General features: G+C 72.4%; 20 protein-coding genes and 1 tRNA gene. 8 read left to right on the top strand and 13 right to left on the bottom strand.

Going from position 1 to position 25,152, the window contains the following annotated elements:
• The first annotated feature begins 11 nt into the window (after window positions 1-11).
• Together ACJ9NR_RS10620 and pyk are read left to right on the top strand one after the other, a co-directional pair.
• Complete coding sequence (locus ACJ9NR_RS10620; RefSeq protein ID WP_412487273.1) at window positions 12-722, top strand: SIMPL domain-containing protein; 711 nt, start codon at window positions 12-14, stop codon at window positions 720-722.
• A 170-nt stretch (window positions 723-892) separates the two neighbouring features.
• Window positions 893-2,329 carry a pyruvate kinase gene (gene pyk / locus ACJ9NR_RS10615; RefSeq protein ID WP_412487272.1) on the top strand — a complete coding sequence of 479 codons (1,437 nt, stop codon included), beginning with the start codon at window positions 893-895 and terminating at the stop codon, window positions 2,327-2,329.
• 97 nt (window positions 2,330-2,426) lie between these two features.
• On the opposite strand, the gene ACJ9NR_RS10610 is transcribed toward pyk, so the two are convergent.
• Window positions 2,427-2,510: transfer RNA gene (locus ACJ9NR_RS10610), tRNA-Leu, on the bottom strand.
• A gap of 104 nt (window positions 2,511-2,614) precedes the next feature.
• Between ACJ9NR_RS10610 and ACJ9NR_RS10605 the strand changes: the two genes are divergently transcribed.
• Window positions 2,615-3,271, top strand: coding sequence for an ANTAR domain-containing response regulator (locus ACJ9NR_RS10605; RefSeq protein WP_412487271.1), 657 nt, complete (start codon window positions 2,615-2,617; stop codon window positions 3,269-3,271).
• 85 nt (window positions 3,272-3,356) lie between these two features.
• Here the strand turns inward: ACJ9NR_RS10605 and ACJ9NR_RS10600 are convergent, their stop codons facing one another.
• The 9 genes from ACJ9NR_RS10600 to ACJ9NR_RS10560 form a co-directional block, all read right to left on the bottom strand.
• On the bottom strand, window positions 3,357-4,073 hold the full coding sequence (locus ACJ9NR_RS10600) for an ABC transporter ATP-binding protein (RefSeq protein WP_412487270.1): 717 nt from the start codon (window positions 4,071-4,073) through the stop codon (window positions 3,357-3,359).
• Window positions 4,070-4,981 (bottom strand): ABC transporter ATP-binding protein, encoded by a 912-nt coding sequence (locus ACJ9NR_RS10595; RefSeq protein WP_412487269.1) that lies wholly within the window; start codon window positions 4,979-4,981, stop codon window positions 4,070-4,072. Before ACJ9NR_RS10595 ends, ACJ9NR_RS10600 begins: the two co-directional genes overlap by 4 nt.
• A 6-nt stretch (window positions 4,982-4,987) precedes the next feature.
• Window positions 4,988-6,814 (bottom strand): branched-chain amino acid ABC transporter permease, encoded by a 1,827-nt coding sequence (locus ACJ9NR_RS10590; protein ID WP_412487268.1) that lies wholly within the window; start codon window positions 6,812-6,814, stop codon window positions 4,988-4,990.
• Window positions 6,815-6,819: 5 nt separating this feature from the next.
• Complete coding sequence (locus ACJ9NR_RS10585; RefSeq protein WP_412487267.1) at window positions 6,820-7,752, bottom strand: branched-chain amino acid ABC transporter permease; 933 nt, start codon at window positions 7,750-7,752, stop codon at window positions 6,820-6,822.
• A 113-nt stretch (window positions 7,753-7,865) separates the two neighbouring features.
• Window positions 7,866-9,095 (bottom strand): branched-chain amino acid ABC transporter substrate-binding protein, encoded by a 1,230-nt coding sequence (locus ACJ9NR_RS10580; RefSeq protein ID WP_412487266.1) that lies wholly within the window; start codon window positions 9,093-9,095, stop codon window positions 7,866-7,868.
• 289 nt (window positions 9,096-9,384) lie between these two features.
• Window positions 9,385-10,002, bottom strand: coding sequence for a Tat pathway signal sequence domain protein (locus tag ACJ9NR_RS10575; protein WP_412488797.1), 618 nt, complete (start codon window positions 10,000-10,002; stop codon window positions 9,385-9,387).
• Window positions 9,999-10,412 carry a hypothetical protein gene (locus ACJ9NR_RS10570; protein ID WP_412487265.1) on the bottom strand — a complete coding sequence of 138 codons (414 nt, stop codon included), beginning with the start codon at window positions 10,410-10,412 and terminating at the stop codon, window positions 9,999-10,001. Before ACJ9NR_RS10570 ends, ACJ9NR_RS10575 begins: the two co-directional genes overlap by 4 nt.
• Window positions 10,413-10,484: 72 nt before the next feature.
• Window positions 10,485-10,973, bottom strand: coding sequence for a PaaI family thioesterase (locus ACJ9NR_RS10565; RefSeq protein ID WP_412487264.1), 489 nt, complete (start codon window positions 10,971-10,973; stop codon window positions 10,485-10,487).
• Between the two features lie 52 nt (window positions 10,974-11,025).
• Window positions 11,026-13,305, bottom strand: a complete 2,280-nt coding sequence (locus ACJ9NR_RS10560) for an FdhF/YdeP family oxidoreductase (protein ID WP_412487263.1) — start codon at window positions 13,303-13,305, stop codon at window positions 11,026-11,028.
• Window positions 13,306-13,984: 679 nt separating this feature from the next.
• Here ACJ9NR_RS10560 and polA point away from each other — a divergent pair.
• On the top strand, window positions 13,985-16,714 hold the full coding sequence (gene polA, locus ACJ9NR_RS10555; RefSeq protein WP_412487262.1) for a DNA polymerase I: 2,730 nt from the start codon (window positions 13,985-13,987) through the stop codon (window positions 16,712-16,714).
• Between the two features lie 201 nt (window positions 16,715-16,915).
• Window positions 16,916-17,275, top strand: coding sequence for a hypothetical protein (locus tag ACJ9NR_RS10550; protein WP_412487261.1), 360 nt, complete (start codon window positions 16,916-16,918; stop codon window positions 17,273-17,275).
• On the opposite strand, the gene ACJ9NR_RS10545 is transcribed toward ACJ9NR_RS10550, so the two are convergent.
• Window positions 17,241-18,233, bottom strand: coding sequence for a DUF4184 family protein (locus ACJ9NR_RS10545; RefSeq protein ID WP_412487260.1), 993 nt, complete (start codon window positions 18,231-18,233; stop codon window positions 17,241-17,243). The genes ACJ9NR_RS10550 and ACJ9NR_RS10545 overlap by 35 nt on opposite strands.
• 328 nt (window positions 18,234-18,561) lie before the next feature.
• Between ACJ9NR_RS10545 and ACJ9NR_RS10540 the strand changes: the two genes are divergently transcribed.
• The 3 genes from ACJ9NR_RS10540 to pgfA all read left to right on the top strand — a co-directional run bounded on the left by ACJ9NR_RS10540 (window position 18,562) and on the right by pgfA (window position 21,640).
• Window positions 18,562-20,325 carry a lytic transglycosylase domain-containing protein gene (locus ACJ9NR_RS10540; RefSeq protein WP_412487259.1) on the top strand — a complete coding sequence of 588 codons (1,764 nt, stop codon included), beginning with the start codon at window positions 18,562-18,564 and terminating at the stop codon, window positions 20,323-20,325.
• Window positions 20,326-20,479: 154 nt separating this feature from the next.
• Complete coding sequence (locus ACJ9NR_RS10535) at window positions 20,480-20,614, top strand: SPW_0924 family protein (protein ID WP_412487258.1); 135 nt, start codon at window positions 20,480-20,482, stop codon at window positions 20,612-20,614.
• Window positions 20,615-20,647: 33 nt separating this feature from the next.
• The gene (gene pgfA / locus ACJ9NR_RS10530) at window positions 20,648-21,640 is read left to right on the top strand and encodes a cell envelope lipid trafficking protein PgfA (protein ID WP_412487257.1); all 993 of its coding nucleotides are present in this window, start codon (window positions 20,648-20,650) and stop codon (window positions 21,638-21,640) included.
• Between the two features lie 25 nt (window positions 21,641-21,665).
• Here the strand turns inward: pgfA and hrpB are convergent, their stop codons facing one another.
• Window positions 21,666-24,161, bottom strand: coding sequence for an ATP-dependent helicase HrpB (hrpB, locus tag ACJ9NR_RS10525; RefSeq protein ID WP_412487256.1), 2,496 nt, complete (start codon window positions 24,159-24,161; stop codon window positions 21,666-21,668).
• A 4-nt stretch (window positions 24,162-24,165) separates the two neighbouring features.
• The gene (locus tag ACJ9NR_RS10520) at window positions 24,166-25,026 is read right to left on the bottom strand and encodes a class I SAM-dependent methyltransferase (protein WP_412488796.1); all 861 of its coding nucleotides are present in this window, start codon (window positions 25,024-25,026) and stop codon (window positions 24,166-24,168) included.
• Between the last annotated feature and the right edge of the window lie 126 nt (window positions 25,027-25,152).

Here is a 25,152-nt window from a genome sequence, read left to right as displayed (position 1 = left end):
CAGTGGGTCGTATGACCCTCCCCGCACCGGACGACTCCCGCCCCGCCGTCGCCCACGGCACCCCCGGCGCGCCCCGCGTCGCCGTGCGAGGCGAGGCGCGTCTCGAGGTCGACCCCGAGATCGCCCGCATCGGTGTCACGGTCGCCTCCCGCGGCAGGGACCGCCGCGCCGCCCTGGACGACCTCACCCGGCGCAACACCGCCGCCCTGGACCTGATCAAGGGCTACGGGGAGGCGGTGGAACGCCTGGAGACGGGCGCCTTCTCCATCAGCCCGGAACTCAGGGAGAAGGGCCGCGGCGAGCGCGTCCACGCCTACCACGGCCGCGTCCACCTCACTGCCGAGCTGACCGACTTCACCGCCCTCGGCGAGCTCACCACACGCCTCGCCGACCTGGAGCTGACCCGGGTGGACGGCCCCTGGTGGGCGCTGCGCCCCGACTCCCCGGCCCATCGCGAGGCCCGGCGGCAGGCGGTGCGGGAGGCCGTCCAGCGGGCCAGGGAGTACGCGGAGGCGCTCGGCACCTCGCTGGCGGCCCTCCTGGAGCTGGCCGACATCGGCGCCGAGGACGCCCAGCCCTACCCGCAGGCCCCCGGCCGGATGCGCTCCATGGCCTACGGCGGCGCCGAGGACACCACGCCGGCCCTCGATCTCGAACCCCAGCGCCAGCGGGTCCACGCCGCCGTCAACGCCCGGTTCACCATGCATCCGCCGCGGCTCTGAGGCGCCGGACACGGCCGGTTCGCGCGGCGGGACGGGCCGCGACCGGGGAATCGCTCATCGGAGCACCCCGCCGCACAATTCAATACTTGTCAACACCGCTTCACCCAACGGTTGTTGAGTAGTCACCCTCGGCCAATTCTCTACCCGCGGGTAAGCCCTAGGCTCGAACCATGCGCCGAGCGAAGATCGTCTGTACTCTGGGGCCCGCCACCGACTCGTACGACCGGATCAAAGCGCTGGTCGACGCCGGAATGGACGTGGCCCGGTTCAACCTCAGCCACGGCGGGCACGCCGAGCACGAGGAGCGCTACCGGCGGGTCCGGAAGGCCGCCGACGAGACCGGACGCAGCGTCGGACTCCTCGCCGATCTTCAGGGTCCGAAGATCCGGCTCGGCAGCTTCGCGGAAGGTCCCGTACTCCTTGAACGCGGTGACAGCTTCACCATCACGGTCGAAGAGGGCGCCGAGGGGGACGGACAGCTCTGCGGCACCACCTATCCGGGACTCGCCGACGACGTCACTCCCGGTGAGCACATCCTGGTCGACGACGGGAAGGTCTGCCTGGAGGTCACCTCCGTGGACGGCCCCCGGGTCCGCACCACCGTCGTCGAGGGCGGCATGGTCTCCGACCACAAGGGCCTCAACCTCCCCGGCGTCGCGGTCTCCGTCCCCGCGCTCTCCGCGAAGGACGAGGCCGACCTGCGCTGGGCGCTGCGCACCGGCTTCGACGTCATCGCGCTGTCCTTCGTGCGCAGCGGCCGCGACATCGAGGACGTCCACCGCATCATGGCCGAGGAGGGCCGCCGCCTGCCCGTCATCGCCAAGGTGGAGAAGCCGCAGGCGGTCGACGCGATCGAGGACATCGTCGCCGCCTTCGACGGGATCATGGTCGCCCGCGGGGACCTGGGCGTGGAGATGCCGCTGGAGCAGGTCCCGATCGTCCAGAAGCGTGCGGTCAAGCTGGCCAGGCGCAACGCCAAGCCGGTGATCGTGGCGACGCAGATGCTCGACTCGATGGTCGACAACGCGCGGCCGACCCGCGCCGAGGCGAGCGACGTGGCGAACGCCGTCATCGACGGCACGGACGCGGTGATGCTGTCCGGCGAGACGAGCGTGGGCACGTACCCCGTCGAGACGGTCCTGACGATGGCCAAGATCGTCGAGGCGGCGGAGGAGGACATGCTCGCCAGGGGCCTGCCGCCGCTGACCCAACGCAACAAGCCGCGCACCCAGGGCGGCGCGGTGGCGCGTGCGGCCGCGGAGATCGGCGACTTCCTCGGGGCGAAGTTCCTGGTCGCCTTCACGCAGTCCGGCGACACCGCCCGCCGGCTGTCCCGCTACCGCTCCCCGATCCCGCTGCTCGCCTTCACCCCCGAGCCGGCCACGCGCTCGCAGCTCAGCCTGACCTGGGGCGCCGAGACGTTCCTCGGCCCGCCCGCGGAGTCGACGGACGCGATGGTCGCGCGGGTCGACGACCTGCTGCTGAAGTACGGCCGCTGCGAGAAGGGCGACGTCGTGGTCGTCACGGCGGGCTCACCGCCCGGGGTGTCCGGCTCGACGAACATGGTCCGGGTGCACCGCGTCGGCGAGGACGACAGCCTCACCTAGGGCCGCCCCAGAGGCCGACCCGGACGGGTCACGAGCCCGGACCGCCGCAAAAAGCGGAGAATCACGTGAACGTGATCCTCCGCTTCTGGTCCCGCTGTGCCCGGTGTGGGATTCGAACCCACATGCCCATAGGGCACGGCATTTTGAGTGCCGCGAGTCTGACCAGTTCCTCCAACCGGGCAGGTTGTGGATCTGCCGGGAAGTGTACCGGGTCACCGCGGCTCCCCGCCGCTGGGTAGGCTGCATACGCAGCAGTACCTGCCCGGCCCGTAACAAGGAGCCCCTGTGACCGCCCCCGAGTCGCCCCAGCCCGTGGACACGCCCGACGAGGACAAGTCGCACGTTCCTCCGCTGACGACCCGTGTCGTCATCGCCGAGGACGAGGCCCTCATCCGGCTCGACCTCAAAGAGATGCTGGAGGAAGAGGGCTACAGCGTCGTCGGCGAGGCCGGCGACGGCGAGCAGGCCATCGAGCTCGCCCGTGAGCACCGGCCGGACCTCGTCATCCTCGACGTGAAGATGCCCAAGCTGGACGGCATCTCCGCGGCCGAGAAGATCGCCGAGGAGAGCATCGCCCCGGTGCTGATGCTCACCGCCTTCTCCCAGCGCGACCTGGTCGAGCGCGCCCGGGACGCCGGTGCCATGGCCTACCTCGTGAAGCCGTTCAGCAAGAGCGACGTCGTACCCGCCATCGAGATGGCCGTCTCCCGCTTCACCGAGCTGAAGGAGCTGGAGAAGGAGGTCGCCGACCTCACGCTGCGTCTGGAGACGCGCAAGCTGGTCGACCGCGCCAAGTCGGTCCTGCAGACCGAGTACGGCCTGACCGAGCCGGCCGCCTTCCGCTGGATCCAGAAGACCTCCATGGACCGGCGGATGTCCATGCAGCAGGTGGCCGAGGCGGTCATCCAGGACGCCGAGGAGAAGAAGGCGTCCAAGGGCTGATCCCGCCCACCGCGCACACCGCACGAGGCCCGCGTCCCCCGGTCGTCCGGGGAGCGCGGGCCTCGTCGTGCCGTCCGGGGGGCGCTCAGTCCTCGCCGAGGTAGGCCTTGCGCACCGACTCGTCGCGCAGCAGGTCCGGCCCGGTGCCGGAGAGCACGATGCTGCCGACCTCCATGACGTGGCCGTGGTCGGCCAGCGACAGCGCCGCCTGGGCGTTCTGCTCGACGAGCAGAATGGTCGTCCCCTGCGACTTCAGCTCGGCGATGGTCGACATGATCTTCTGCATCATGATCGGCGACAGGCCCATGGAGGGCTCGTCCAGCATCAGCAGCTTGGGCCGGGACATCAGCGCGCGGCCCATGGCCAGCATCTGCTGCTCACCGCCGGACAGGGTGCCCGCGGCCTGCTTGCGCCGCTCTCCCAGGATCGGGAAGAGGTCGTACGCGCGCTGGATGTCCTTCTCGATGCCGGCCTTGTCGTTGCGCAGGAACGCGCCCAGCCGCAGGTTGTCCCCGATCGTCATCCTGGGGAAGATGTGCCGTCCCTCGGGCGAGTGGGCGAGCCCCAGGGAGACGATCTGGTGGGCGGGGGTCTTCTTCAGCGACTTGCCGTTGAACCTGATCTGGCCGCCGACCGCCTTGAGCAGACCCGACAGGGTGCGCAGCGTGGTGGTCTTCCCGGCACCGTTGGTCCCGATGAGGGTGACGACCTCCCCCGCCTCGACCTTGAACGAGATGCCCTTGACGGCCTCGATCTTGCCGTAGGCGACGCGGAGGTCCTCGACCTCGAGCAGTGCGGTCATCGGTCGGTCTCCTTGCCGGGCGCGGCGTCCGTCGTGGGGTCGGCCTGGGCCTCGGCGGCCTCGACCTCGGCGGCTTCCCCGTCGCCGGGGGAGTCGTCGAAGGGCTCGCCGAGATAGGCGGCGACGACGCGCTCGTCGCCCTGGACGGTGGCGCTGTCGCCCTCGACGAGCTTCTCGCCCTGGACCAGTACGGCGACCCGGTCGCAGAGGTTGAAGATGAACCGCATGTCGTGCTCGATGACGAGGACGGCGATGCCCCGGTCGCGGATCGCGAAGACCAGCTCCTCGGTGGCCCTGGTCTCCTGCGGGTTCATGCCGGCGGTCGGCTCGTCGAGCAGCAGCAGGCCCGGTTCGCTGGCCATGGCCCGGGCGATCTCCAGCTTGCGCTGTTCGCCGTAGGGCAGGTTGCGGGCCAGGTGCTCGGCCTTGCCCGCGAGGCCGACGAACTCGAGGAGCTCCATGGCGCGTGCGCGGGAGGTGGCCTCGGCCCGGTGGAAGCCGGGGCCGCGCAGCACCGCGGACCAGAAGCCTTCCCTGGTACGGGTGTGGCGGCCGACGAGGACGTTCTCCAGGACCGTCATGTTGGCGAACAGACGGATGTTCTGGAAGGTCCTCGCGATACCGGCCGCGGTCACCTTGAAGGACTTGGCCGGCAGGACCTCGCCCTTGTAGCGGACCTCGCCCTCGGTGGGGATGTAGAGGCCGGTGAGGCAGTTGAAGAAGGTCGTCTTGCCCGCGCCGTTGGGCCCGATCAGGCCGACGATCTCGCCGCTGTTGACGGTGAGGTCGACGTTGCGCACGGCGGTCAGGCCGCCGAAGCGCATCGTCACGCCGCGGGCGTCGAGTACGACCTGTCCGGGGGCGGTGGCGCCCGGGGTGGTGCCCTGGGTGGAGGTGTCGGTGGTCATGTGTGGTCAGGCCCCTGTCTTGCCGAGGACTGCGGGCGCTTCGGCCTCTTCGTGGAACTCCAGCTGGCGGCGCCGGTTGGGGACGAGGCCCTCCGGACGGAAGCGCATCAGCAGGATCAGCGCGACACCGAACGCGAGGAGCTGGTAGTCGCCGAGGAACTGGAGCTTGTTGGGGATGAGGAACAGCAGCGCGGCGCCGATGAGAGGGCCGCCGATGGTGCCCATGCCGCCGAGGACGACCGCGGCGAGCAGGAACGCGGAGTTGGGCGGGATGGGTCCGGCGAACATGTACTGCTCGGGAGTGACGGTGTAGGTCACGTGCGCCTGGACGGTGCCGGCGAGACCCGCGAGGGAGGCACCGACGGCGAAGGCGATGAGCTTGACCCGGAAGCCGTTGATGCCCATGGCCAGGGCGGCCGTCTCGTCCTCGCGGATGGCGACCCAGGCGCGGCCGATGCGGGAGTCGCCGCTGCGCCGGAAGACCAGCACGACGACGGCCGTGATGATCAGCATCAGCAGGAAGTAGTTGGCGAACCGTCCGATGGTGAAGCCGAGGATGGTGTGCGGTGCGCCGAGGTCCCAGCCGAGGATCTTCAGGTTGGGGATCGAGGAGATGCCGTTGGATCCGTTGGTGATGTCCGGACCGGAGGTGCCGTCCAGGTTGTTGGCCGTGATGCGGAAGATCTCACCGAAGCCGAGGGTGACGATGGCCAGGTAGTCGCCGCGCAGCCGCAGGGTCGGCGCGCCGATGAGGACGCCGAAGGTGAGCGAGGCCGCGGCGCCGACCAGGACGGCCCCCCAGAACGGGAAGTGCACGTGGAAGGGCGAGCTGGGCGATCCGGAGACCAGGGCCGCGGCGTAGGCGCCGACACCGAGGAAGGCGACGTAACCGAGGTCGAGGAGGCCGGCGAGGCCGACGACGATGTTCAGGCCGAGCGCGACGGTGGCGAAGATCAGGATGTAGACGCCGAGGGTCGCGTACTGGTCGTCGGTCTGGGTGAAGGGGAACAGCGCCGCCGCGATGAAGGCGCCCCAGACGGTGATGGTCTGGTGCCGGGCGGTGATCTGGGAGGCCTGGGCGATCAGGCCGGCCTTGTTGAGGGCGGCGAAGCCGAAGCCGGCGGTGATCAGGAAGCCCACGAAGAGCTCGTCGTACTCCGTGCCGATGCCGTAGGTGAAGACCAGCAGGCCGACGGCCATGATGCCGGCGATGATCAGGATCTCGACGAAGGCCGGGAGCTTGCCGACGGACCGCGGGGGATTGCCGGCGAACGCCGCCTTGATGTTCTCCCACCCGTGGGCCGCCCGGTGCTTGAAGTGCTCCCAGTCGGTGTCGTCGGGGTCGATGGGGTCGGGCTCGGGGTGCCGGTAGGGCAGCGCCAGGGCGCCGACGAGGGCCGCGAGGGAGGCGATGGCGACGAGGTAGCCGCCCGGGTCGAGGTTGACGACGCCGCCGAGTTCGCTGCTGATCGCGATGACCGTGTACCAGGCGGTGGCGAAGGCGGCGAGCGCCGCGAACTTCAGGGCGCCGTCGCCTCCGGCGGGCACGAACCCGCGCAGCCACGTGACGCCGTAACCGGCCAGGGCGAAGAGAGTGGTGAAGACGCCGCTGATGAGGACCAGGACCTGCAGGCCGCCGGGGTAGCCGTAGACGGTGAGGTCGCCGGGGAACGCGGCCGTCCAGGTCCACGACATGAACGTCGAGACGACCGTGAGGGCGCCGCCGCCGAGGGCGAGGGCGCGGCCGAGCTGCGGCGGGAGGCCGATCAGGCCGGACGGGGTGGCCGGGGCCGGGGTCTCAGGGGTCTCTGGAGCGGTGGTCTGTGTGGTCATCGGTGTCACGCCCTGTCCGCGACGCGCTCGCCGAGCAGACCCTGGGGCCTGAACAGGAGCACAAGGATGAGGAGTACGAACGCCCAGACGTCTGCCCAGGACTGGCTGCCGAACTTGTCCATGCCGGGGATGTCGGAGATGTAGGCGGAGGCCAGTGTCTCGGCGACACCGAGGACGACGCCGCCGATCATGGCTCCGTAGATGTTGCCGATGCCGCCGAGGACGGCCGCCGTGAACGCCTTGAGGCCGAGGATGAAGCCCATGCGGAAGTTGATCTCGCCGTACTTCAGGCCGTAGGCGACGCCTCCCACGGCGGCGAAGACGGCGCCGAGGGCGAAGGCGATCACGATGATGCGGTCGGTGTTGACGCCCATGAGCTTGGCGGTGTCCGGGTCCTGGGCCGTGGCCTGCATCCCGCGTCCGGTGCGGGTCCGCATGACGAAGTAGCCGAGGACGGCCATGCTGACGGGAGCGGCGATGATCAGGAAGATGTCACCGGTCTGGATGGTCACGTTGCCGATGTGGAACGGGCCGCCGTGGATCTGCGGGAAGGTCCGCGAGGACTTGGCTTCGGGGTACCAGGCCCAGACGGCCTGCTGCAGGGCGAGGGAGAGGCCGATGGCGGTGATGAGGGGGGCGAGGCGGGGGGCGTCCCGCAGGGGTCGGTAGGCGAACCGTTCCGCCCCTACGGCGACAGCCGTGGAGACGAGGACGGCGCCGATCAGCATCAGCGGCAGGGCGATCCACATCGAGGTGCCGCCGGGCAGGACGTAGACGTAGACCGTCAGAGCGCCGAAGGCTCCCGTCATGAAGATCTCGCCGTGGGCGAAGTTGATGAGTTGGACAATGCCATAGACCATCGTGTAGCCGATGGCGACCAGCCCGTACATGGATCCCAGTAGCAGGCCGTTGACCAGCTGCTGCGGCAGTTCGTTCACCGCATGTCCTCCGAGACTTTCGGATGATTTCGACGGATGAAGCCGGATGCGAGAACGCGCGGGGCGCCTGTGGAACAGCGCCCCGCGCGGCTCGTCGGTGGTGCGGGTGAGGGTCAGCCGGTGAACGTACCGGACTTGACGGGGGCCCACGCACCGTTCTTCACGGCGTAGACGGTGAGCTGCTTGTTGGTGGCGTCACCGTACTGGTCGAAGGAGACCTTGCCGGTGACTCCGTCGAAGGAGACGTTCTGCATGGCGGCGGTGACCTTCGCGCGGGCGTCGGAGGGCAGCTTGCCGTTGTTGTCGTCGACGACCTTCTTCACGGCCTCGATGACGGCCCAGGCGGAGTCGTAGGAGTAGCCGCCGTAGGCGCCGTAGTTCTCCGTGTAGCCGGCCGCCTTGTAGTCGGCGACGAACTTCTTGGCCGAGTCGAGGGAGTCGACCGGGGCGCCGACGGAGGTGGCGAGGTCGCCGGCGCTGCTGGGGCCGCCCAGCTTGATGAAGGTCGGGTCGAAGATGCCGTCGCCGCCGACGAGCGGGATCTTCGCACCGGCGGCCTTGATCTGCTTGCTGAGCGGGCCGGCCTGCGGGTACTCGCCGCCGTAGTAGACGACCTCGGCACCGGAGTTCTTGACCTGGGTGGCGACCGAGGAGAAGTCCTTGGTGTCGGGGTTGATGTGCTGGGTGCCCACGACCTGGCCGCCGAGCTTCTTGAACTCGTTGGTGAAGGTGGCGGCGAGGCCGGCGCCGTAGGTCTTCTTGTCGTCGATGACGAAGACCTTCTTCTTCTTGGCCGTGTTGTAGACGTACTCGGCGGCGAACGGGCCCTGGATGGCGTCCGTGGTCGCGGTGCGGAAGTACGACTTGAACGGGCGGGACTTCGAGGTCTGCCAGTTCGTGCCCTGGGTGAGGGCGGGGTTGGTGTTGGCCGGGGAGACCTCGACCAGCTTGGCGTCGTCGAAGACCTTCTGCATGGACTCGGCGACGTTGGAGTTCAGGGGGCCGACGACGCCCAGGACGCTCTTGTCGGCGACCAGGGAGGTGGCGTTCTGCTGGCCGGAGGAGGCCTGCGCCTGGTCGTCCTTGGCGACGACCTTGAACGTGACCCCGTCGACGAACTTCTGCTTGTTGGCCGTCTTGGCGGCGAGGTCCACGGAGTTCTTGATGCCCTGGCCCAGCGCGGACAGGTCGCCGGTCAGCGGGGCGTCGACTCCGATGGTGACGGTGGTGCCACCGCTGCCGGAGTTGCCCTTGTCGCCGCTGTCGCGCGAGCCGCAGGCGGTGAGGGTGAGTGCTCCCGCCGCCAGCGCGGCGGTGATGGCGATGAGCGAACGTTGACGCACGATCAGTCCTTTCCCTGTCACCGGCCCCTTCCCCGTGGAAGTGGCCGAGTCGCTGCGCCGGGCCGAAGAGACTTTTCGGCAGCACGGTGACTGGCGGTGACTCTAAGCGGGTGGAGGAAGCCTGGAGGAGGGTCTGACTGAGGCTGTGACTGTCTTGTTATGACCCCACGTTATGCAGAGCGGTACACGGTGGGTGGAACAGCGGAATTCCAGCCGATTCGCCCCGTCCGCATTCTGAGAACCCGCAGGATCCGCACGGGGTTGTCAGGCGCTTGGGGTGTTTTGCTAATTACCCGGAAGTGGTGTCGCAGATGGCTCGCAGGGCGTCGGAGAGGTGCTGTGCATAGCGCTGCCCCAGGATGAAACTGTGGACCTCTATTGCGCGCGTATTACGCAGAGTTACGTCCAGGAAAGGGAGTCCGGCGCTTTCCGGCGCTTTCCGGCATTGCGTGACGTGCATGGTGATCACGACCTCGCGGTGGTCGCCGGCCCGTGTCCGGAAAGGGGTACGGGGCCGCGAGGTCAGGGTCAGGCCGACGTAGGGCTGGGTGATGTCCCGGACCGTGACGGGCGGGCCGGACGCCACGCTCAGCTCCACCGCGAAGCTGAAACCGCCCGTCCGGTCCGGGCCCGGGACGGCCACCGGGGACAGGTAGGTGATGTCCACAACCTGAGACGGGTACGGCGGGGGAGGGGGTGGCGGCTTGTGCGGCCGGGTGAGGTAGAGGTAGCCGCCGGCCGCGAGGAGGGCGGCGGCCGTGACGGCGGCGACGGCGGCCCGCCGGTGCCGGTCGTACCACTCGCCGAGCGGGCCGCGCGGACGGCGGAGCCGGGCAGGGGTGCCCGCTTCCGGGGTGTCCTGGGCCCAGGTGCCCTCACCCGGCTCCAGGGGGCCGACGCCGCTCACTGCCACGGCCCGTTGCTCGGACCGCCGGTGCGGTACCAGTCCCGGCAGCCCTGGCGCGCCCGGCGGACGATCAACCGGTCCGCCGCGGCGGCGCCCCGGCGCCTCTTGGCGTCCCTCGCGGCGTCCACGGCGTCCCGCAGGATGTCGTACTGCCCGTTGGACAGGCCCATCGTCTGGTAGTCCCCGTAGGTGTGGCCGTCCAGCACCTTGCGCGACCAGTACGTGACCACCCGCGCGCACAGTGCCTCGGGCGGTGTGGCGGACGGTGCCGCCGAGGCGGTGCGTGCGGCGGCCGCGCGGCTTCCGGAGTCCGGCGCACCGCACCCGGCGCACGCGCCGCTCACCGCCAGGACCAGCGCCAGCCAGCCGCCGGCCACCGCCGTGGGCCGCCCGGTCCCTCCCGTTCTCATGGCATGACGCTATGGCCTGATCGGCGGGTCGGACCAGAGGCGGGACGCGGGACCGGCGGGAAGGCGGGCGGGTCAGCCGGTGGCGCCCACCGGCGCCCCGTCGCCCGGACGCACGTCCCGCAGCAGGCAGGTGAGCCGGGCGGTGCACACGCGGCGCCCCTCCTCGTCGCTGATCACGATCTCGTACGTCGCCGTCGAGCGGCCCCGGTGCACGGGCGTGGCCACCCCGGTGACCAGGCCGGAGCGGGCGCCGCGGTGGTGGGTGCAGTTGAGGTCGACGCCGACCGCGATCTTGGAGCTGCCGCCGTGCAGCATCGAGCCGACGGAGCCGAGGGTCTCGGCCAGCACGGCGGAGGCGCCGCCGTGCAGCAGGCCGTAGGGCTGGGTGTTGCCCTCGACCGGCATCGTGCCCACGACGCGGTCCGCCGAGGCCTCGGTGATCTCCACGCCCATACGGGTCCCGAGGTGCCCGGCGGAGAACAGGGCCTCGAGGTCCACGCCGAGCGCGGCGTACTCGTCGATGACCTCCTGCGGGAAGATCACGTTGCTCTGCTCGCCCATCGGTCCTGCTCCGTTCGTCCGGATCACTCGTCCAGCCTGCCTGAGCGAACGCTCAGTCGGCTGCCGATTGTTCCAGACGCACGACGACGGACTTGCTGGCCGGGGTGTTGCTGGTGTCGGCGGTGGCGTCCAGCGGGACGAGCACGTTGGTCTCCGGGTAGTACGCGGCCGCGCAGCCGCGGGCCGTCGGGTAGTGCACGACCCGGAAGCCGTTCGCCCGGCGCTCGACGCCGTCCTTCCACTCGCCGACGAGGTCGACGTACGCCCCCTCGGCGACCCCGAGCGCCCGCGCGTCCTCGGGGTTGACCAGCACGACCCGGCGGCCGTTGCTGATGCCGCGGTAGCGGTCGTCGAGGCCGTAGATCGTGGTGTTGTACTGGTCGTGCGAGCGCAGCGTCTGCAACAGCAGGCGGCCCTCCGGCAGTTCGGGGTACTCCACGGGCGCCGCCGTGAAGTTCGCCTTCCCGGTCCGCGTGGGGAAGCGGCGTTCGTCGCGCGGGGCGTGCGGGAGGGCGAAGCCGCCGGGCCGCGCCACCCGCGTGTTGAAGCCCTCGAAGCCGGGGACCACGCGCGCGATGCGGTCGCGGATGGTGGCGTAGTCCTTCTCGAACTCCTCCCACGGCACCGGGTTCTCCGCGCCCAGCACGCGGCGTGCCAGGCGGCAGACGATGGCCGGCTCGGACAGCAGGTGCCTGCTCGCCGGCTCCAGCCGGCCGCGGGAGGCGTGCACCATGCCCATGGAGTCCTCGACGGTGACGAACTGCTCGCCGCCGCCCTGCAGATCGCGCTCGGTGCGGCCCAGGGTGGGCAGGATCAGCGCCCGCGCGCCGGTGACCGCGTGCGAGCGGTTGAGTTTCGTCGACACGTGCACGGTCAGGCGGGCGCGCCGCATGGCCGCCTCGGTGACCTCCGTGTCGGGGGACGCGGCCACGAAGTTGCCGCCCATGGCGAAGAAGACCTTCGCCTCCCCGTCGCGCAGGGCGCGGATCGCTTGGACGACGTCGTAGCCGTGCTCGCGCGGCGGAGCGAAGCCGAACTCCCGCTCCAGGGCGTCCAGGAAGGCGGGCGCGGGGCGCTCGAAGATGCCCATCGTGCGGTCGCCCTGGACGTTCGAGTGGCCGCGCACCGGGCACACGCCCGCGCCCGGGCGGCCGATGTTGCCGCGCAGCAGGAGGAAGTTGACGATCTCCCGGATGGTCGGCACCGAGTGCTTGTGCTGGGTGAGGCCCATCGCCCAGCAGACGATGGTGCGCTCCGAGGCGAGCACCATGCCGAGGGCCCGCTCGATCTCCTCGCGCGTGAGGCCCGTCGCCGCCAGTGTCCCGTCCCAGTCGGCGGCCTCGGCGGCGGCCGCGAACTCCTCGAAGCCGTGGGTGTGTTCGGCCACGAACGCCTCGTCGACCGCGCCCTCCGTGCCGAGGATCAGCTTGTTGAGGAGGCGGAAGAGGGCCTGGTCCCCGCCGATGCGGATCTGCAGGAACAGGTCGGTGAGCGCGGCGCCCCTGAGCATGCCCTGTGCGGTCTGCGGGTTCTTGAAGCGCTCCAGGCCCGCCTCGGGCAGCGGGTTGACGCTGATGATCCGCGCGCCGCCCGCCTTCGCCTTCTCCAGGGCGGTGAGCATGCGCGGGTGGTTGGTGCCGGGGTTCTGGCCGGCGACGATGATCAGGTCGGCCTTGTGCAGGTCCTCCAGCAGGACACTGCCCTTGCCGACGCCGATCGTCTCCGTGAGCGCCGAACCGGACGACTCGTGGCACATGTTGGAGCAGTCGGGGAGGTTGTTCGTGCCGAGCTGCCGGGCGAACAGCTGGTAGAGGAAGGCCGCTTCGTTGCTGGTGCGCCCCGAGGTGTAGAAGACCGCCTCGTCCGGGGAGCCGAGCGCGGCGAGCTCCTCGGCGACGATGCCGAAGGCGCGCTCCCAGGTCACCGGCTCGTAGTGGTCTCCCCCTTCGGGCAGGTACACGGGGTGCGTGAGCCGGCCCTGCTGGCCGAGCCAGTAACCGCTGCGGTTCGCGAGGTCGGCGACGGAGTGCGCGGCGAAGAACTCCGGGGTGACCCGGCGCAGGGTGGCCTCCTCGGCCACCGCCTTCGCGCCGTTCTCACAGAACTCCGCCGTGTGCCGGTGCTCCGGCTCCGGCCAGGCACAGCCCGGGCAGTCGAAGCCGTCCTTCTGGTTGACGCGCAGCAGCGTCAGCGCGGTGCGCTTCACGCCCATCTGCCGCTGGGCCATGCGCAGGGTGTGGCCGATCGCGGGCAGTCCGGCCGCCGCGTGCTGCGGGCCGGCGACCCGCGGCGCGTCCTGGACCGGATCACTCTGAGGTGGTTTCGTCGCCATCGCGCACTCTCCTTCACCAGCGCCTGTACCTGCGCCGTACCGCTCCGATCCTCGCACGCGGCGGTGACGGTGAGCGCCGGCGGATCCGGTTCTTTCCGCTGGCCCGACGGGCGGCTCCTTCCGCGGGGTGGCGGGCGGCTCCTTCCGCGGGGCGGCGGGCGGCCCTTTTCGCTGGGCGGCGGGCCGCCCTTTCGCTGGGCGGCGAGTGACCGCCGCCGCGGGGCCGGCGATCCACGTCGAACGGGACCACTGCTTCCGCGGCGCCGGGGAGCGAACCTTCCGCGGCGCCGGGGAGCGAACCTGCCTCGGCGCCGGGGAGCGAACCTGCCTCGGCGCCGTGGAGCGACTCTGCCGCGCCGGCGGCGCGTGCCCTTCCGCGGCGGCGACAGGTGTTCTTCTGCGGCGGCGACAGGTGTTGTTCTGCGGCGCCGACGGGTGTCCTTCCCGCGGCGGCGAGCGGCCTTCCCGTGGCCCCGGCGAGCGGCCTTCCCGCGGCCCCGGCGAGCGACCTTCCCGTGGCCCCGGCGAGCGGCCTTCCCGCGGCCCCGTCGAGCGACCTTCCCGCGGCCCCGGCGAGCGACCTTCCCGCAGCCCCGGCGAGTGGCCGGGGCGGCACTCCGCGGCGTCCCCGGCAGCGGCGTGACCCCGAGTGTCAGTGGCTCGTGGCAGGATCGGGTTCGTGGCAGAGACAGCACCGAAGCAGACCGAGAACACCGCCGGCGGCAGGACGCGGCCCCGCCTCATGCTCATGGACGGGCACTCGCTGGCCTACCGCGCGTTCTTCGCGCTGCCCGCGGAGAACTTCACGACCGCGACGGGCCAGCCGACGAACGCGATCTACGGCTTCGCGTCGATGCTGGCCAACACCCTGCGTGACGAGGAGCCCACGCACTTCGCGGTGGCCTTCGACGTCTCCCGCAAGACCTGGCGCTCCCAGGAGTTCACGGAGTACAAGGCGAACCGCTCCAAGACGCCGGACGAGTTCAAGGGCCAGGTGGAGCTGATCGGGGAGCTCCTCGACGCCATGCACGCGTCGCGGTTCGCGGTCGAGGGCTTCGAGGCGGACGACATCATCGCCACCCTCGCCACCCAGGCCGAGGCCGAGGGCTTCGAGGTGCTGATCGTCACCGGCGACCGTGACTCCTTCCAGCTGGTCAGCGAGCACACGACGGTGCTGTACCCGACGAAGGGCGTCTCCGAGCTGACCCGGTTCACCCCGGAGAAGGTCTTCGAGAAGTACGGGCTGACGCCCGCGCAGTACCCCGACTTCGCCGCCCTGCGCGGCGACCCGTCCGACAACCTGCCGGGCATCCCCGGTGTCGGCGAGAAGACCGCCGCGAAGTGGATCAACCAGTTCGGCTCCTTCGCCGAGCTGGTGGAGCGTGCCGAGGAGGTCAAGGGCAAGGCCGGGCAGAACCTGCGCGAGCACCTGGAGTCGGTCAAGCTCAACCGCCGCCTGACCGAGCTGGAGCGGAACGTCGAGCTGCCCGGGGCCGTCGCCGACCTCGCACGTGAGCCGTACGACCGCAAGGCCGTCTCGATGGTGCTGGACACCCTGGAGATCAGGAACCCCTCGCTGCGCGAGCGGCTCTTCGGCGTGGACCCCGGAGCCGAGGAGGCCGAGGCCACGCCGATCGCCACCGACGGCGTGGAGCTGGACGGCACCGTGCTCGGCACGGGTGAGCTGGCGCCCTGGCTCGCGGAGCACGGGACCGGCACGCTCGGCGTGGCCACCGTCGACACCTGGGCGCTCGGCACCGGCTCGGTCGCCGAGATCGCGCTCGCCGCGGCCGGGGGAGCGGCCGGCTGGTTCGACCCCTCCCAGCTGGACGAGGAGGACGAGAGGGCCTTCGCGGGCTGGCTGGCCGACGCCGGCCGGCCGAAGGTCTTCCACAACGCCAAGGGCGCGATGCGGGTCTTCGCCGAGCACGGCTGGAGCATCGAGGGCGTCCGCATGGACACCGCGCTCGCCGCCTACCTGGTCAAGCCGGGCCGCCGCTCCTTCGACCTGGACGCGCTGTCCCTGGAGTACCTGCACCGCGAGCTGGCCCCCGCCGCCGCGGCCGACGGCCAGCTCGCCTTCGGCACGGACGACGGTGCCGAGGCCGAGGCGCTGATGATCCAGGCCCGCGCCGTCCTCGACCTGGGCGAGGCCTTCGAGAGCCGGCTGGCGGAGGTCGGCGCCGCGGACCTGCTGCGGGACATGGAGCTGCCGACGTCCGCCCTGCTGGCCCGGATGGAGCGGCACGGCATCGCGGCCGACCGGGCCCACCTGGAGGCCATGGAGCAGATGTTCGCGGGCGCCGTCCAGCAGGCGGTGAAGGAGGCGCACGCGGCGGCCGGGCACGAGTTCAACCTGGGCTCGCCCAAGCAGCTGCAGGAGGTCCTCTTCGGCGAGCTCGCCCTGCCGAGGACGAAGAAGACGAAGACGGGCTACACCACGGACGCCGACGCCCTGGCCTGGCTCGCCACCCAGACGGACAACGAGCTGCCGGTGATCATGCTCCGCCACCGTGAGCAGGCGAAGCTGCGGGTCACGGTCGAGGGCCTGATCAAGACGATCGCGGCGGACGGCCGCATCCACACGACGTTCAACCAGACGGTCGCCGCGACCGGCCGCCTGTCCTCCACGGACCCGAACCTGCAGAACATCCCCGTCCGCACCGACGAGGGCCGGGCCATCCGCCGCGGCTTCGTGGTCGGTGAGGGCTTCGAGTCCCTGATGACCGCCGACTACAGCCAGATCGAACTGCGCGTGATGGCCCACCTCTCCGAGGACGAGGGCCTGATCGAGGCGTTCACCTCCGGCGAGGACCTGCACACCACGGCGGCCTCCCAGGTGTTCGCCGTCGAGCCCGCCGCGGTGGACGCGGAGATGCGCCGCAAGATCAAGGCCATGTCGTACGGCCTCGCCTACGGCCTGTCCGCGTTCGGTCTGTCCCAGCAGCTGAACATCGAGGCGGCGGAGGCGCGCGGCCTGATGGACGCGTACTTCGAGCGCTTCGGCGGGGTCCGGGACTATCTGCGCCGGGCCGTCGACGAGGCGCGGGCGACGGGCTACACGGCGACGCTGTTCGGGCGCCGCCGCTACCTCCCCGACCTCAACAGCGACAACCGCCAGCGCCGCGAGGCGGCCGAGCGCATGGCCCTGAACGCACCCATCCAGGGCACCGCGGCCGACATCGTCAAGATCGCGATGCTCAAGGTCGACGGGGCACTGCGCGAGGCGGGCCTCACCTCCCGCATGCTCCTGCAGGTCCACGACGAGGTCGTCCTCGAGGTCGCCCCCGGTGAGCGCGCGGCGGCGGAGGAGATCGTCCGCCGCGAAATGGCGGACGCCGTGCGGCTGAGGGTGCCCCTGGGCGTCTCGGTGGGCGCGGGCAGGGACTGGGAGTCCGCGGCGCACTAGCCTCCGGCGGGTCGGCGGCAGGGGGCGGTCTGGTGGAGCGCCGCCGCCGGGACGGGCCTGCCCGGTGCGGCGCGGCGGTGACCCCGGTCCGGCCGGGGCGGGGGCCGGGCACTCCGGGGCGGCGCCGTGCCGCACCGGACCCGTCACTCACGTGGCCCCCGCAAAGGCGCCGCACGCCCGCCGCCTGTACAGGATGCGGGCATGGGTATACGCATGCTCAACCGCCGGCCGGCGAGAGCGCAGGCGAGTGCCGAGGAGGCGCCCTCCGTGCCGCCCGCGCCGGTGCCGGCCTTCGCAGCCCGCGCAAGCACCGCCCGCATCCCCACCGACCTCAGGGTCGTCCTGCGCCGCACGGCGGCGGACCTCCGGCGCCGGCTGCGCCGTATCGCGACGGGCGGCGCGGAGCCGCCCACCTGGCGGCTGTGGGCCGGGCTGGGCCGCAGCTACCTGACCGACCTCGTCGGCCGCGTCCGCCGCAGCCGCTCCGCACGCGGCGTCACGGTGTTCGTCGTGGCCGCCGGTCCGCTCAGCGACCGGCCGGACGGCCGCCCTCCGCGCTGACCCGCTCCGGTTCGCGGGACGCCGGAACGGGGCGCCACACCCTGACCCCCGCCCCGTGGAGCAGCAGCCCCAGCACCAGCCCCGCGCCCGCCCCGAAGCAGACGCCGGGGATCAGCTCCCACAGCTCGGCGGTAGCTCCCCGGTAGGTCCACCACCGGGTCGCGCGCTCCACGGCGCCCACCGCCGTACACCCCCCGACCACGGCACCGGCCCACCACCGGTCCCGCACGGACAGCAACGGCACCCCCGGCACCCTGGCGCACGCCGCGCCCGTCACGCCCGCGTCCGTCGTCCGCGCGTCCGTCGTGTCGGCGCCTGTCGTCCGCGTGCCTGTCGTATCCGCGCCCGTCGTCCGCGCGTCCGTCCCGCCCGCGTTCTCCGCCCGCGCCCCCGACCCCGTCGGCGCCCGCCGCACCGCGCGTGCCAGCCACACGGCGATCACGGCCGCCGCCACCGCCGAACCGGCGTACTGCAGGTACCAGTACAGCGGGAAGCCCGCGAGGCCCCGGGTCAGTACGGGGAACACCCGTACGCCCCACCGGTCGGGGTGGGTGAAGGCGTCCCACACGACATGGGTGAGTGCGCCGAGTGCGGCGGAGGCGTACCACCGGGCGACCAGCGGAGCCCGTACGCGCGCGGGTCGCGCCCCGCACCGCAGCAGGGCCGCGGGCCGCGGCTGGCGGGCCCGCGGCAGCAGTGCCACCAGCGGCTCGCGCACCAGCAGCCACAGCCATACCAGGGCCCAGGCCACCAGCACGTCGACCGTGAAGACCCCGGGGAAGGAGTGCGTGACGTCCCCGAACTCCATCGCACCGGAGATGACACTCGCCGCGTAATAGGTCATGTCGGGCGCGAAGGAACCGGCCACGAGGACCGCGGGAACCAGCCGTCCCCGGCCGGTCCCGTCGGCGCGCACGGCGGGCAGTACGGCGGCCGCATGGCTCAGGGTGAACGGCAACTGGGCTCCTCACGCCGGACGTTGCCCGGGCGGCCGGCCCGGGTGATCACCTCGCTCCAGTATGCGTGCGCGGCCCCCGCGCCACTCGCATATGGCCGGCCGGTGAAATCCGGGCTCGAACGGCTCCCGGCGCAAGGGAAGTTGTCGTAGGGTCGCCTGGGCACTGTGCCGGACGTGCGGTCGAACGGGAGAACCGAAGGAAAAAAGACAGGACTCGACAGGCCACGAAGGCAACCCGATCGCCAGGTCGGTCGTCACATCTGGGGCGAGCGGGCACGCTCGGCAGACGAAGACGGACGCTCGCGCGTCCACGGGAGGGGTTCACTCTATGGCGGCGCAATTCGGCAGGAGGCTGTGCAAGGGGGCGGCTACCACCGCCGTCGCGGCGGCCGCGGTCGCGGCCCTGTCCGCGTCCCAGGCTCCCGGAGTCACCGTCGACGGCCACGGCAGACGGACCGCCTCCGACGCGCAGCCCTCCCCCGAAGCGACCGCCGGCGGCGACGGCGCCGCGACCGGCAACTCGCCGTACTACACGGACCTGCCGCCGCTCAACAGCCCGAACCCGAGCCCGTCGCCGTCCGCGACCGCCACGCCCGCGAGCCCGGGCGCCTCCGAGTCCGGCATCCCCGCGACCGTGCTCGCCGCCTACAAGAAGGCCGCGGCCGAGCTGCGCTCCTCCAAGCCGGGCTGCAACCTGCCCTGGCAGCTGCTCGCCGCGATCGGCAAGGTCGAGTCCGGCCAGGCCCGCGGCGGCCGGGTCGACGCGAACGGCACCACGCTCTCCCCGATCCTCGGCCCGCAGCTCGACGGCAACGGCTTCGCGCTGATCAAGGACAGCGACGGCGGCAGGTACGACGGCAACAGCTCCTACGACCAGGCCGTCGGGCCCATGCAGTTCATCCCGTCCACCTGGGCGTGGGCGGGCCGCGACGGCAACGGCGACGGGGTGAAGGACCCCAACAACGTCTACGACGCCGCGCTCGCCGCCGGCCACTACCTGTGCCGCGACAACTGGAACCTGGCCGACCAGGCCGATCTCAACCGCGCGATCCTCAGCTACAACAACTCGCAGGACTACCTCAACCTCGTCCTGTCGTGGCTGCGGTACTACCGCAACGGCACCCACGAGATCCCGGACGGCACCGGCACGATCCCCTCGCACCGCAGCGACGGCACCGGGAAGAGCCGTTCGAAGCCGTCGGCCCCGACCCCGTCGAAGCACCCGAAGACCTCCTCCGGCAAGGGCTCGTCGAACTCCGGCAAGCCGCCGTCGCGCCCACCGGCCGACCCGGGTACGCCCTCGCCGGGGCCGGGCAGCCCCACGCCCACGCCCACGCCCCCGCCGGCACCGACGCCGACCGACACCGTCGACCACCTGCAGAGCGCGGGCACCGGCACCCTCACCGCGATGGCCGGCGACACGTTCGTGAACAAGGCCGGCGTCAAGGCCGAGACCAAGGCCGGCAAGGGCGTCGCCAAGGTCCGGGTCCGTTTCACGGTCGTCGGTGACACCGACGCCACCTTCAGCGGCGGCGAGAAGGCCGCCGTGGCCGTCACCGACGGCAGCGGCGTGGCCGTCGCTCCCGCGCTCCAGGCGGGGGAGAAGACCGGCGACTTCACCGTCCGCGCCGCGGTCGTGGGCCGTTCGATCACCGGCCTCGACGCCAAGGCCACCGTCACCGAGCGCGCCGCCGACACCCTCGTGCGCACCAGCGACACCGCGCTGACCTGCACCCCGGGCGGCGAGTTCGCCGACCAGGTCGAGGTGCGGGCCACCTACAAGGGCGCAGTCGCGGACAAGGTCGCGGCCACGGCCACCCTGATCAAGTCCACGACCGACGCGACCGCGAACGACAAGGGCCCCTACTTCAAGGACGCGGACGGCAAGGCCGTACGCACCCTGACGGGCCTGCAGACGGACGACAAGGGCCTGCTGAAGCTGCCGAAGCTGTACTCCGACGACACCACCGGCACCTTCGTCCTGCGCATCACCACCGCGGGCGGCGCGAGCCTCGACGTCGAACTGACGGTGGCCCAGGCCGACTCCTCGCCGAGTCCGTCGCCCAGCCCGTCGGCGAGCCCCTCCGCGTAACCGCCGCACGACGAGGGCGCCCCCTCCGCTCCGGCGGACGGGGCGCCCTCGTCCGTGTGCGACGTGTTCTCATCTCGGCCACCCGTTGCTACGGTGCCGGACCTGACGCTGTATCAGTTCCGCTCCGTCCGCTCCACCCCGTCGGGAGGCAGGAATGCGCGCCCTGATCGCCGCCGCGACCGGTCTCGCCGTCGCCCTCGCGCTGGTCCTCACGATCACCGCGATGGGGTCGCCGACGGGCGGCACGTCCCCGAAACCGCTGCTGACGACGGTGCCGTCGCACCCGTAGCCGCACCGCCAGCCGTCCGCCCGGGAGGCCGAGATGCGCCGCAAGGCCAGTCTGGTCCTGCTCGCCTTCGCCGTGTTCTTCGCGGCCCTGTCCCCGCTGCTGCGCTACTACGCCTTCCCGCGCCTCGCCAAGGTCCCGGCGAACCAGTACCAGGACATGGTCCTGCAGGCCAAGGGCGCGACCCTGCTCGACTACGGCACGATGAAGGCGCGCAAGGTCTCCGAGGTCACCATCGTGCAGACCCTCAAGGGCAACGTGGCGGCCGGGAGGAAGATCGAGAGGACGGCGGGCCGGGACGTCGTCGTCTGGGACGGCCTCTCCTACGTCCAGGGGCCCGACGGCAGGATGGTCTCCGAGATCCCCGAGCGCTACATCTTCGACGCCCACAGCCAGGCCCCGGTGCACGCCACCGGGGAGATGGTCGACGGCGACCCGGTGAAGCGGGACGGCATCGAGTTCAAGTGGCCCTTCCTGACGCAGAAACGGGACTACGAGTACTTCGACGCCCAGACCCGCACCACGAACCCCATCCACTACAAGGGCACGCGCGACTTCCGCGGCCTGAAGGTCTACTACTTCGAGCAGACGATCCCCTGGACCAAGGTCCCCTTCCCCAAGGTCATGCCCGTCAAGGGCATCACCCCCCAGTCGGTCGCCAGGACCGGCACCACCCGCTGGTACACCACGGTCCGCAGGTTCTGGGTCGAGCCCGTCACCGGGGCACCCGTCTACGGCGAGGAGATCCACAAGGAGGAACTGCGCGGCGGCACCCTGCTCGGCGGCCGCGACAAGGTGACCGCCTTCGCCGGCCACGTGAAGATGCGCGAGGACTACATCGAGCACACCGTGAACCTGGTCCGGTCCAACCGCACCCTGATCCTGCTGCTGACGTCGTACCTGCCCGGGGGGTTCCTGCTGCTCGGCACCCTGCTGCTCGCCCTGTCGCTGTGGCTGGAGGCCCGCGGCCGCCGCCCGGCCGACCCGGAACCGGCCGAGTCCGCCGCGGCGGAGCCGGTCAGCGCCTGAACCGGCGGCGCCCGGCTCCCGGCGGTCAGCGCCCGAACCGTGCCTTGGTGTGGCGGGTCGGTTCGGCGGCGAGGGGGTCCTCGGGCCACGGGTGCTTCGGATAGCGGCCGCGCAGCTCCGCCCGTACGTCCCGGTAGCCGTCCCGCCAGAAGGAGGCGAGGTCGGCGGTGACGGCGGCCGGACGGCCGGCGGGGGAGAGGAGGTGCACCAGCAGCGGCACGCCCGCGACGGCGGGTGACTCGTGCAGCCCGAACATCTCCTGCAGCTTCACGGCGAGCACCGGCCGCTCGGGGTCGCCGTAGTCGATCCGGATCCTGGACCCGCTCGGCACGGTGATGCGCTCCGGAGCCAGCTCCGCCAGCCGCGCCGCCTCCCCGGACGCCCACGGCAGCAGCCTGCCGAGCGCCTGCCCGGCGTCGATCCGCGCCAGGTCGCCGCGCCGCCGGGCCCGGCTCAGCTCGGGCTCCAGCCACTCGTCCACGCGCGCGTGCAGCGCGTCGTCGGACACGTCGGGCCAGGGCTCCCCGAGGTGCAGACGGAGAAAGGCGAGCCGCCGGCGCAGGAGGGCGGCGTCGGGCGTCCAGCGCAGCAGGCCGAGACCCTCGCGCCGCAGTCCGTCCACGAGCGCCTCGCGCACCAGCGCCGGATCGGCGTCCGGCAGCGGACGCGCCGCCAGCTCGATCGCGCCCAGCCGCTCCACCCGCCGCGCCACGACGTCCCCGCCGGCCCAGTGGACCTCCTGCTCCCGCGCGTACAGCGTGGCCGCCGCCGAGCGCGCCACGTCCTCGTCCACCGCCGCGGCGAGCCGCACGCGCGCGTGCCCCGCGCCCAGGGGACGGTCCGCCACGGCCACGGCGATCCAGGGGGCGCCGCGCAGGGGACTGCCCTCGCGGAGTTCGGCGCGCGTGCCGGAGGCCATGAGATAGGAACCCCCGTCGGCCCTGGCCACCCGCTCGGGGAAGGCGAGGGCGGCGACGAGGCCCACGGTGCGGTCGTCCGCCGCCGCGCGCCCGCCGTCCGGCGCCAGCCGCCGTACCTCCGCCCGCCACCGTCCCGCATAGGCGTCACCGCCGCGCCGGGCCGCGCGCAACGCGGCCGCCAGGTCGTCCCCGTACTCCCGCGGCGCCTCCTCCGACAGCAGCGCGACCACCTCGGCACCCCTGCCCGACGTGTCCAGCAGCGCCCGCCCCAGCCGCGGGTGCAGGCCCAGCCGCGCCAGCCGCGCGCCCCGTTCCGTGGCCCGCCCGGCGGCGTCCACGGCGCCGACGGCCGTCAGCACCTCCCGCGCCGCCGCCATCGCCCCGCGCGGCGGCGCGTCCAGCAGCGCCAGCCCGGACGCGTCGGGATCGCCCCAGCAGGCGGCCTGGAGGGCGAACGCCGTCAGGTCGGCCACCTTGATCTCCGGCGAGGGCAGCCGCGGCAGCCGGGCGTCCTCGGCCTCCGCCCAGCACCGGTACACCGTGCCGGGCGCCTCCCGCCCGGCCCGTCCCGCCCGCTGCCGCCCGGCCGCGCGCGAGGCCCGTACGGTCGTCAGCGCGCTCAGCCCGCGCGCGTGGTCGACGCGGGGTTCGCGCGCCAGACCCGAGTCGACGACCACCCGCACGCCCGGGACCGTCAGCGACGACTCCGCCACCGAGGTGGCGAGGACGACCCGGCGCCGCACCCCGGGTGCCAGCACCGCGTCCTGCACCGCGGCCGGGGCCCGCCCGTGCACCTGGAGCACGTCGACGCCGCCGGGATCCCCCAGCTGCCCGGCCACGCGCGCGATCTCGCCCACGCCCGGCAGGAAGCACAGCACGTCCCCGTCGCGCTCGGCCAGCGCCCGCCGCACCACCGACGCCACGTGCGCGAGCAGCGCCGGATCCACCCGCGTCCCGTGCGGCGGCCGCACGGGACGCGCTGGGGGTCCCCCCGGACGAAGTCCAGGGGGAGGCGCCCACACGACCTCGACCGGATGCGGGACACCGGCCGCCTCGACCACCGGCGCGCCGCCCAGCAGCCCCGCCCACCCCTCGGCGTCCGTCGTCGCCGACGCGGCCACCAGCCGCAGCTCCGGACGCAGCGTCTGCCGTACGTCCCACAGGAAGGCCGCCGCGGTGTCGGCGTCCAGGTGCCGCTCGTGGCACTCGTCGAGCACCACCACGTCGACGCCCGCCAGCTCCTGGTCGCGCTGGAGCCGCTGGAGCAGCACACCGGTCGTGACGACCTCCACGCGCGTGTGCCGCCCGACGACGCGCTCGCCGCGCACGGTGTACCCGATGCTCGCGCCGGTCTCCTCGCCCAGCAGCCACGCCATCCGCCGCGCCGCCGCCCGCGCCGCGATCCGGCGCGGCTCGGCCACCACCACCCGCCGCGCCGGCCCCTCGCCCAGCAGCCCGGCCAGCGCCGGCGGCACCAGGGTCGTCTTGCCGGTGCCGGGCGGCGCGACCAGAACGGCCGTGCCGGGTCCGTCCAGCGCCCGGCGCAGAGCGGGCAGAGCGGCGCGTACGGGCAGCGCGTCCAGAGCGTCGTGGCGGATCACAGGCTCAGTCTCCCGCCCGGCCTCCGGCCGGAGGCGCCCCCGTCCCGCCCCGCTCGCACACGAAGACGGCCGTCCCGGGGATCAGCTCTCCGCGCAGCGGTGACCAGCCGCCCCACTCCGAGGTGTTCCAGTCCGGCCACTCCGGCTCGACCAGGTCCACCAGTCTGAGGCCCGCCGCGACGACGTCCCGGACCCGGTCGCCGATCGTCCGGTGGTGCTCGACGTAGACCGCGCGGCCCCGCCCGTCGTCGACGTACTGCTCCACATAGGGCGTGCGGTCGAAGTACGAGGCGGAGACGGTCAGCCCCGCCGGCCCGGGCTCGTCCGGGAAGGCCCAGCGGATCGGATGGGTCACCGAGAAGACCACGCGGCCACCCGGACGCAGCACCCGGTGCGCCTCCTTCAGCACCAGCACCGGGTCGGCGACGAAGGGCAGCGCCCCGTACGCCGAGCACACCAGGTCGAAGGAGCCGTCCGCGAAGGGCAGCGCGCCCGCGTCGGCGCACACCAGCGGGAACGACCCGCCGATGCGCAGCGCGTGCTGGAGCTGGCGGTGCGAGATGTCCAGGGCGACCGGGCGGGCGCCCTGCCCGGCCAGCCAGCGCGAGCACTGGGCGGCGCCGGCGCCGATCTCCAGGACGTCCTTGCCCCGCAGCTCCTCCGGCGGGCCGAGCAGCTCCGCCTCCACCTCGTCGAGGCCCTCGGGGCCCCACACGAAGCGGTCGTCGCCGAGGAACGTGCCGTGCTCGGCCTGGTACTCGTCCGCGTTCCGGTCCCACCAGCCCCGGTTGGCCCGGGCGCTCTCCGCGACGCCCGCCGTGCGCCGGGTGGCTTCGGGTTCGAAGGCTTCGGCCTCTTGGATGATCGGCTCCCTCGTCGTACTCTTCCGTCACCTTCGCGGTGCCGCCGGCCCCTCCGGCGGTGTCACGGAAGGTGTCTGCCGGACCCCGCGTGGCCTCCGGAGACTGTTCTTGTGCCGGGATTGGGGCGA

The organism is Streptomyces sediminimaris, assembly GCF_047049295.1.
Lineage (GTDB): Bacteria > Actinomycetota > Actinomycetes > Streptomycetales > Streptomycetaceae > Streptomyces > Streptomyces sediminimaris.
This window is presented reverse-complemented; position numbering and strand designations above follow the sequence as displayed.

Excerpts from the sequence above, each read along its gene's own strand:
- ACJ9NR_RS10540 (WP_412487259.1), top strand. The coding sequence starts at position 18,562 with ATGGCGGCGCAATTCGGCAGGAGGCTGTGCAAGGGGGCGGCTACCACC.
- ACJ9NR_RS10550 (WP_412487261.1), top strand. The coding sequence starts at position 16,916 with ATGGGTATACGCATGCTCAACCGCCGGCCGGCGAGAGCGCAGGCGAGT.
- pyk (WP_412487272.1), top strand. The coding sequence starts at position 893 with ATGCGCCGAGCGAAGATCGTCTGTACTCTGGGGCCCGCCACCGACTCG.
- ACJ9NR_RS10535 (WP_412487258.1), top strand. The coding sequence starts at position 20,480 with ATGCGCGCCCTGATCGCCGCCGCGACCGGTCTCGCCGTCGCCCTCGCG.
- pgfA (WP_412487257.1), top strand. The coding sequence starts at position 20,648 with ATGCGCCGCAAGGCCAGTCTGGTCCTGCTCGCCTTCGCCGTGTTCTTC.
- ACJ9NR_RS10620 (WP_412487273.1), top strand. The coding sequence starts at position 12 with ATGACCCTCCCCGCACCGGACGACTCCCGCCCCGCCGTCGCCCACGGC.
- ACJ9NR_RS10570 (WP_412487265.1), bottom strand. The coding sequence starts at position 10,412 with ATGAGAACGGGAGGGACCGGGCGGCCCACGGCGGTGGCCGGCGGCTGG.
- ACJ9NR_RS10600 (WP_412487270.1), bottom strand. The coding sequence starts at position 4,073 with ATGACCGCACTGCTCGAGGTCGAGGACCTCCGCGTCGCCTACGGCAAG.
- ACJ9NR_RS10560 (WP_412487263.1), bottom strand. The coding sequence starts at position 13,305 with ATGGCGACGAAACCACCTCAGAGTGATCCGGTCCAGGACGCGCCGCGG.
- ACJ9NR_RS10590 (WP_412487268.1), bottom strand. The coding sequence starts at position 6,814 with ATGACCACACAGACCACCGCTCCAGAGACCCCTGAGACCCCGGCCCCG.
- ACJ9NR_RS10595 (WP_412487269.1), bottom strand. The coding sequence starts at position 4,981 with ATGACCACCGACACCTCCACCCAGGGCACCACCCCGGGCGCCACCGCC.
- ACJ9NR_RS10565 (WP_412487264.1), bottom strand. The coding sequence starts at position 10,973 with ATGGGCGAGCAGAGCAACGTGATCTTCCCGCAGGAGGTCATCGACGAG.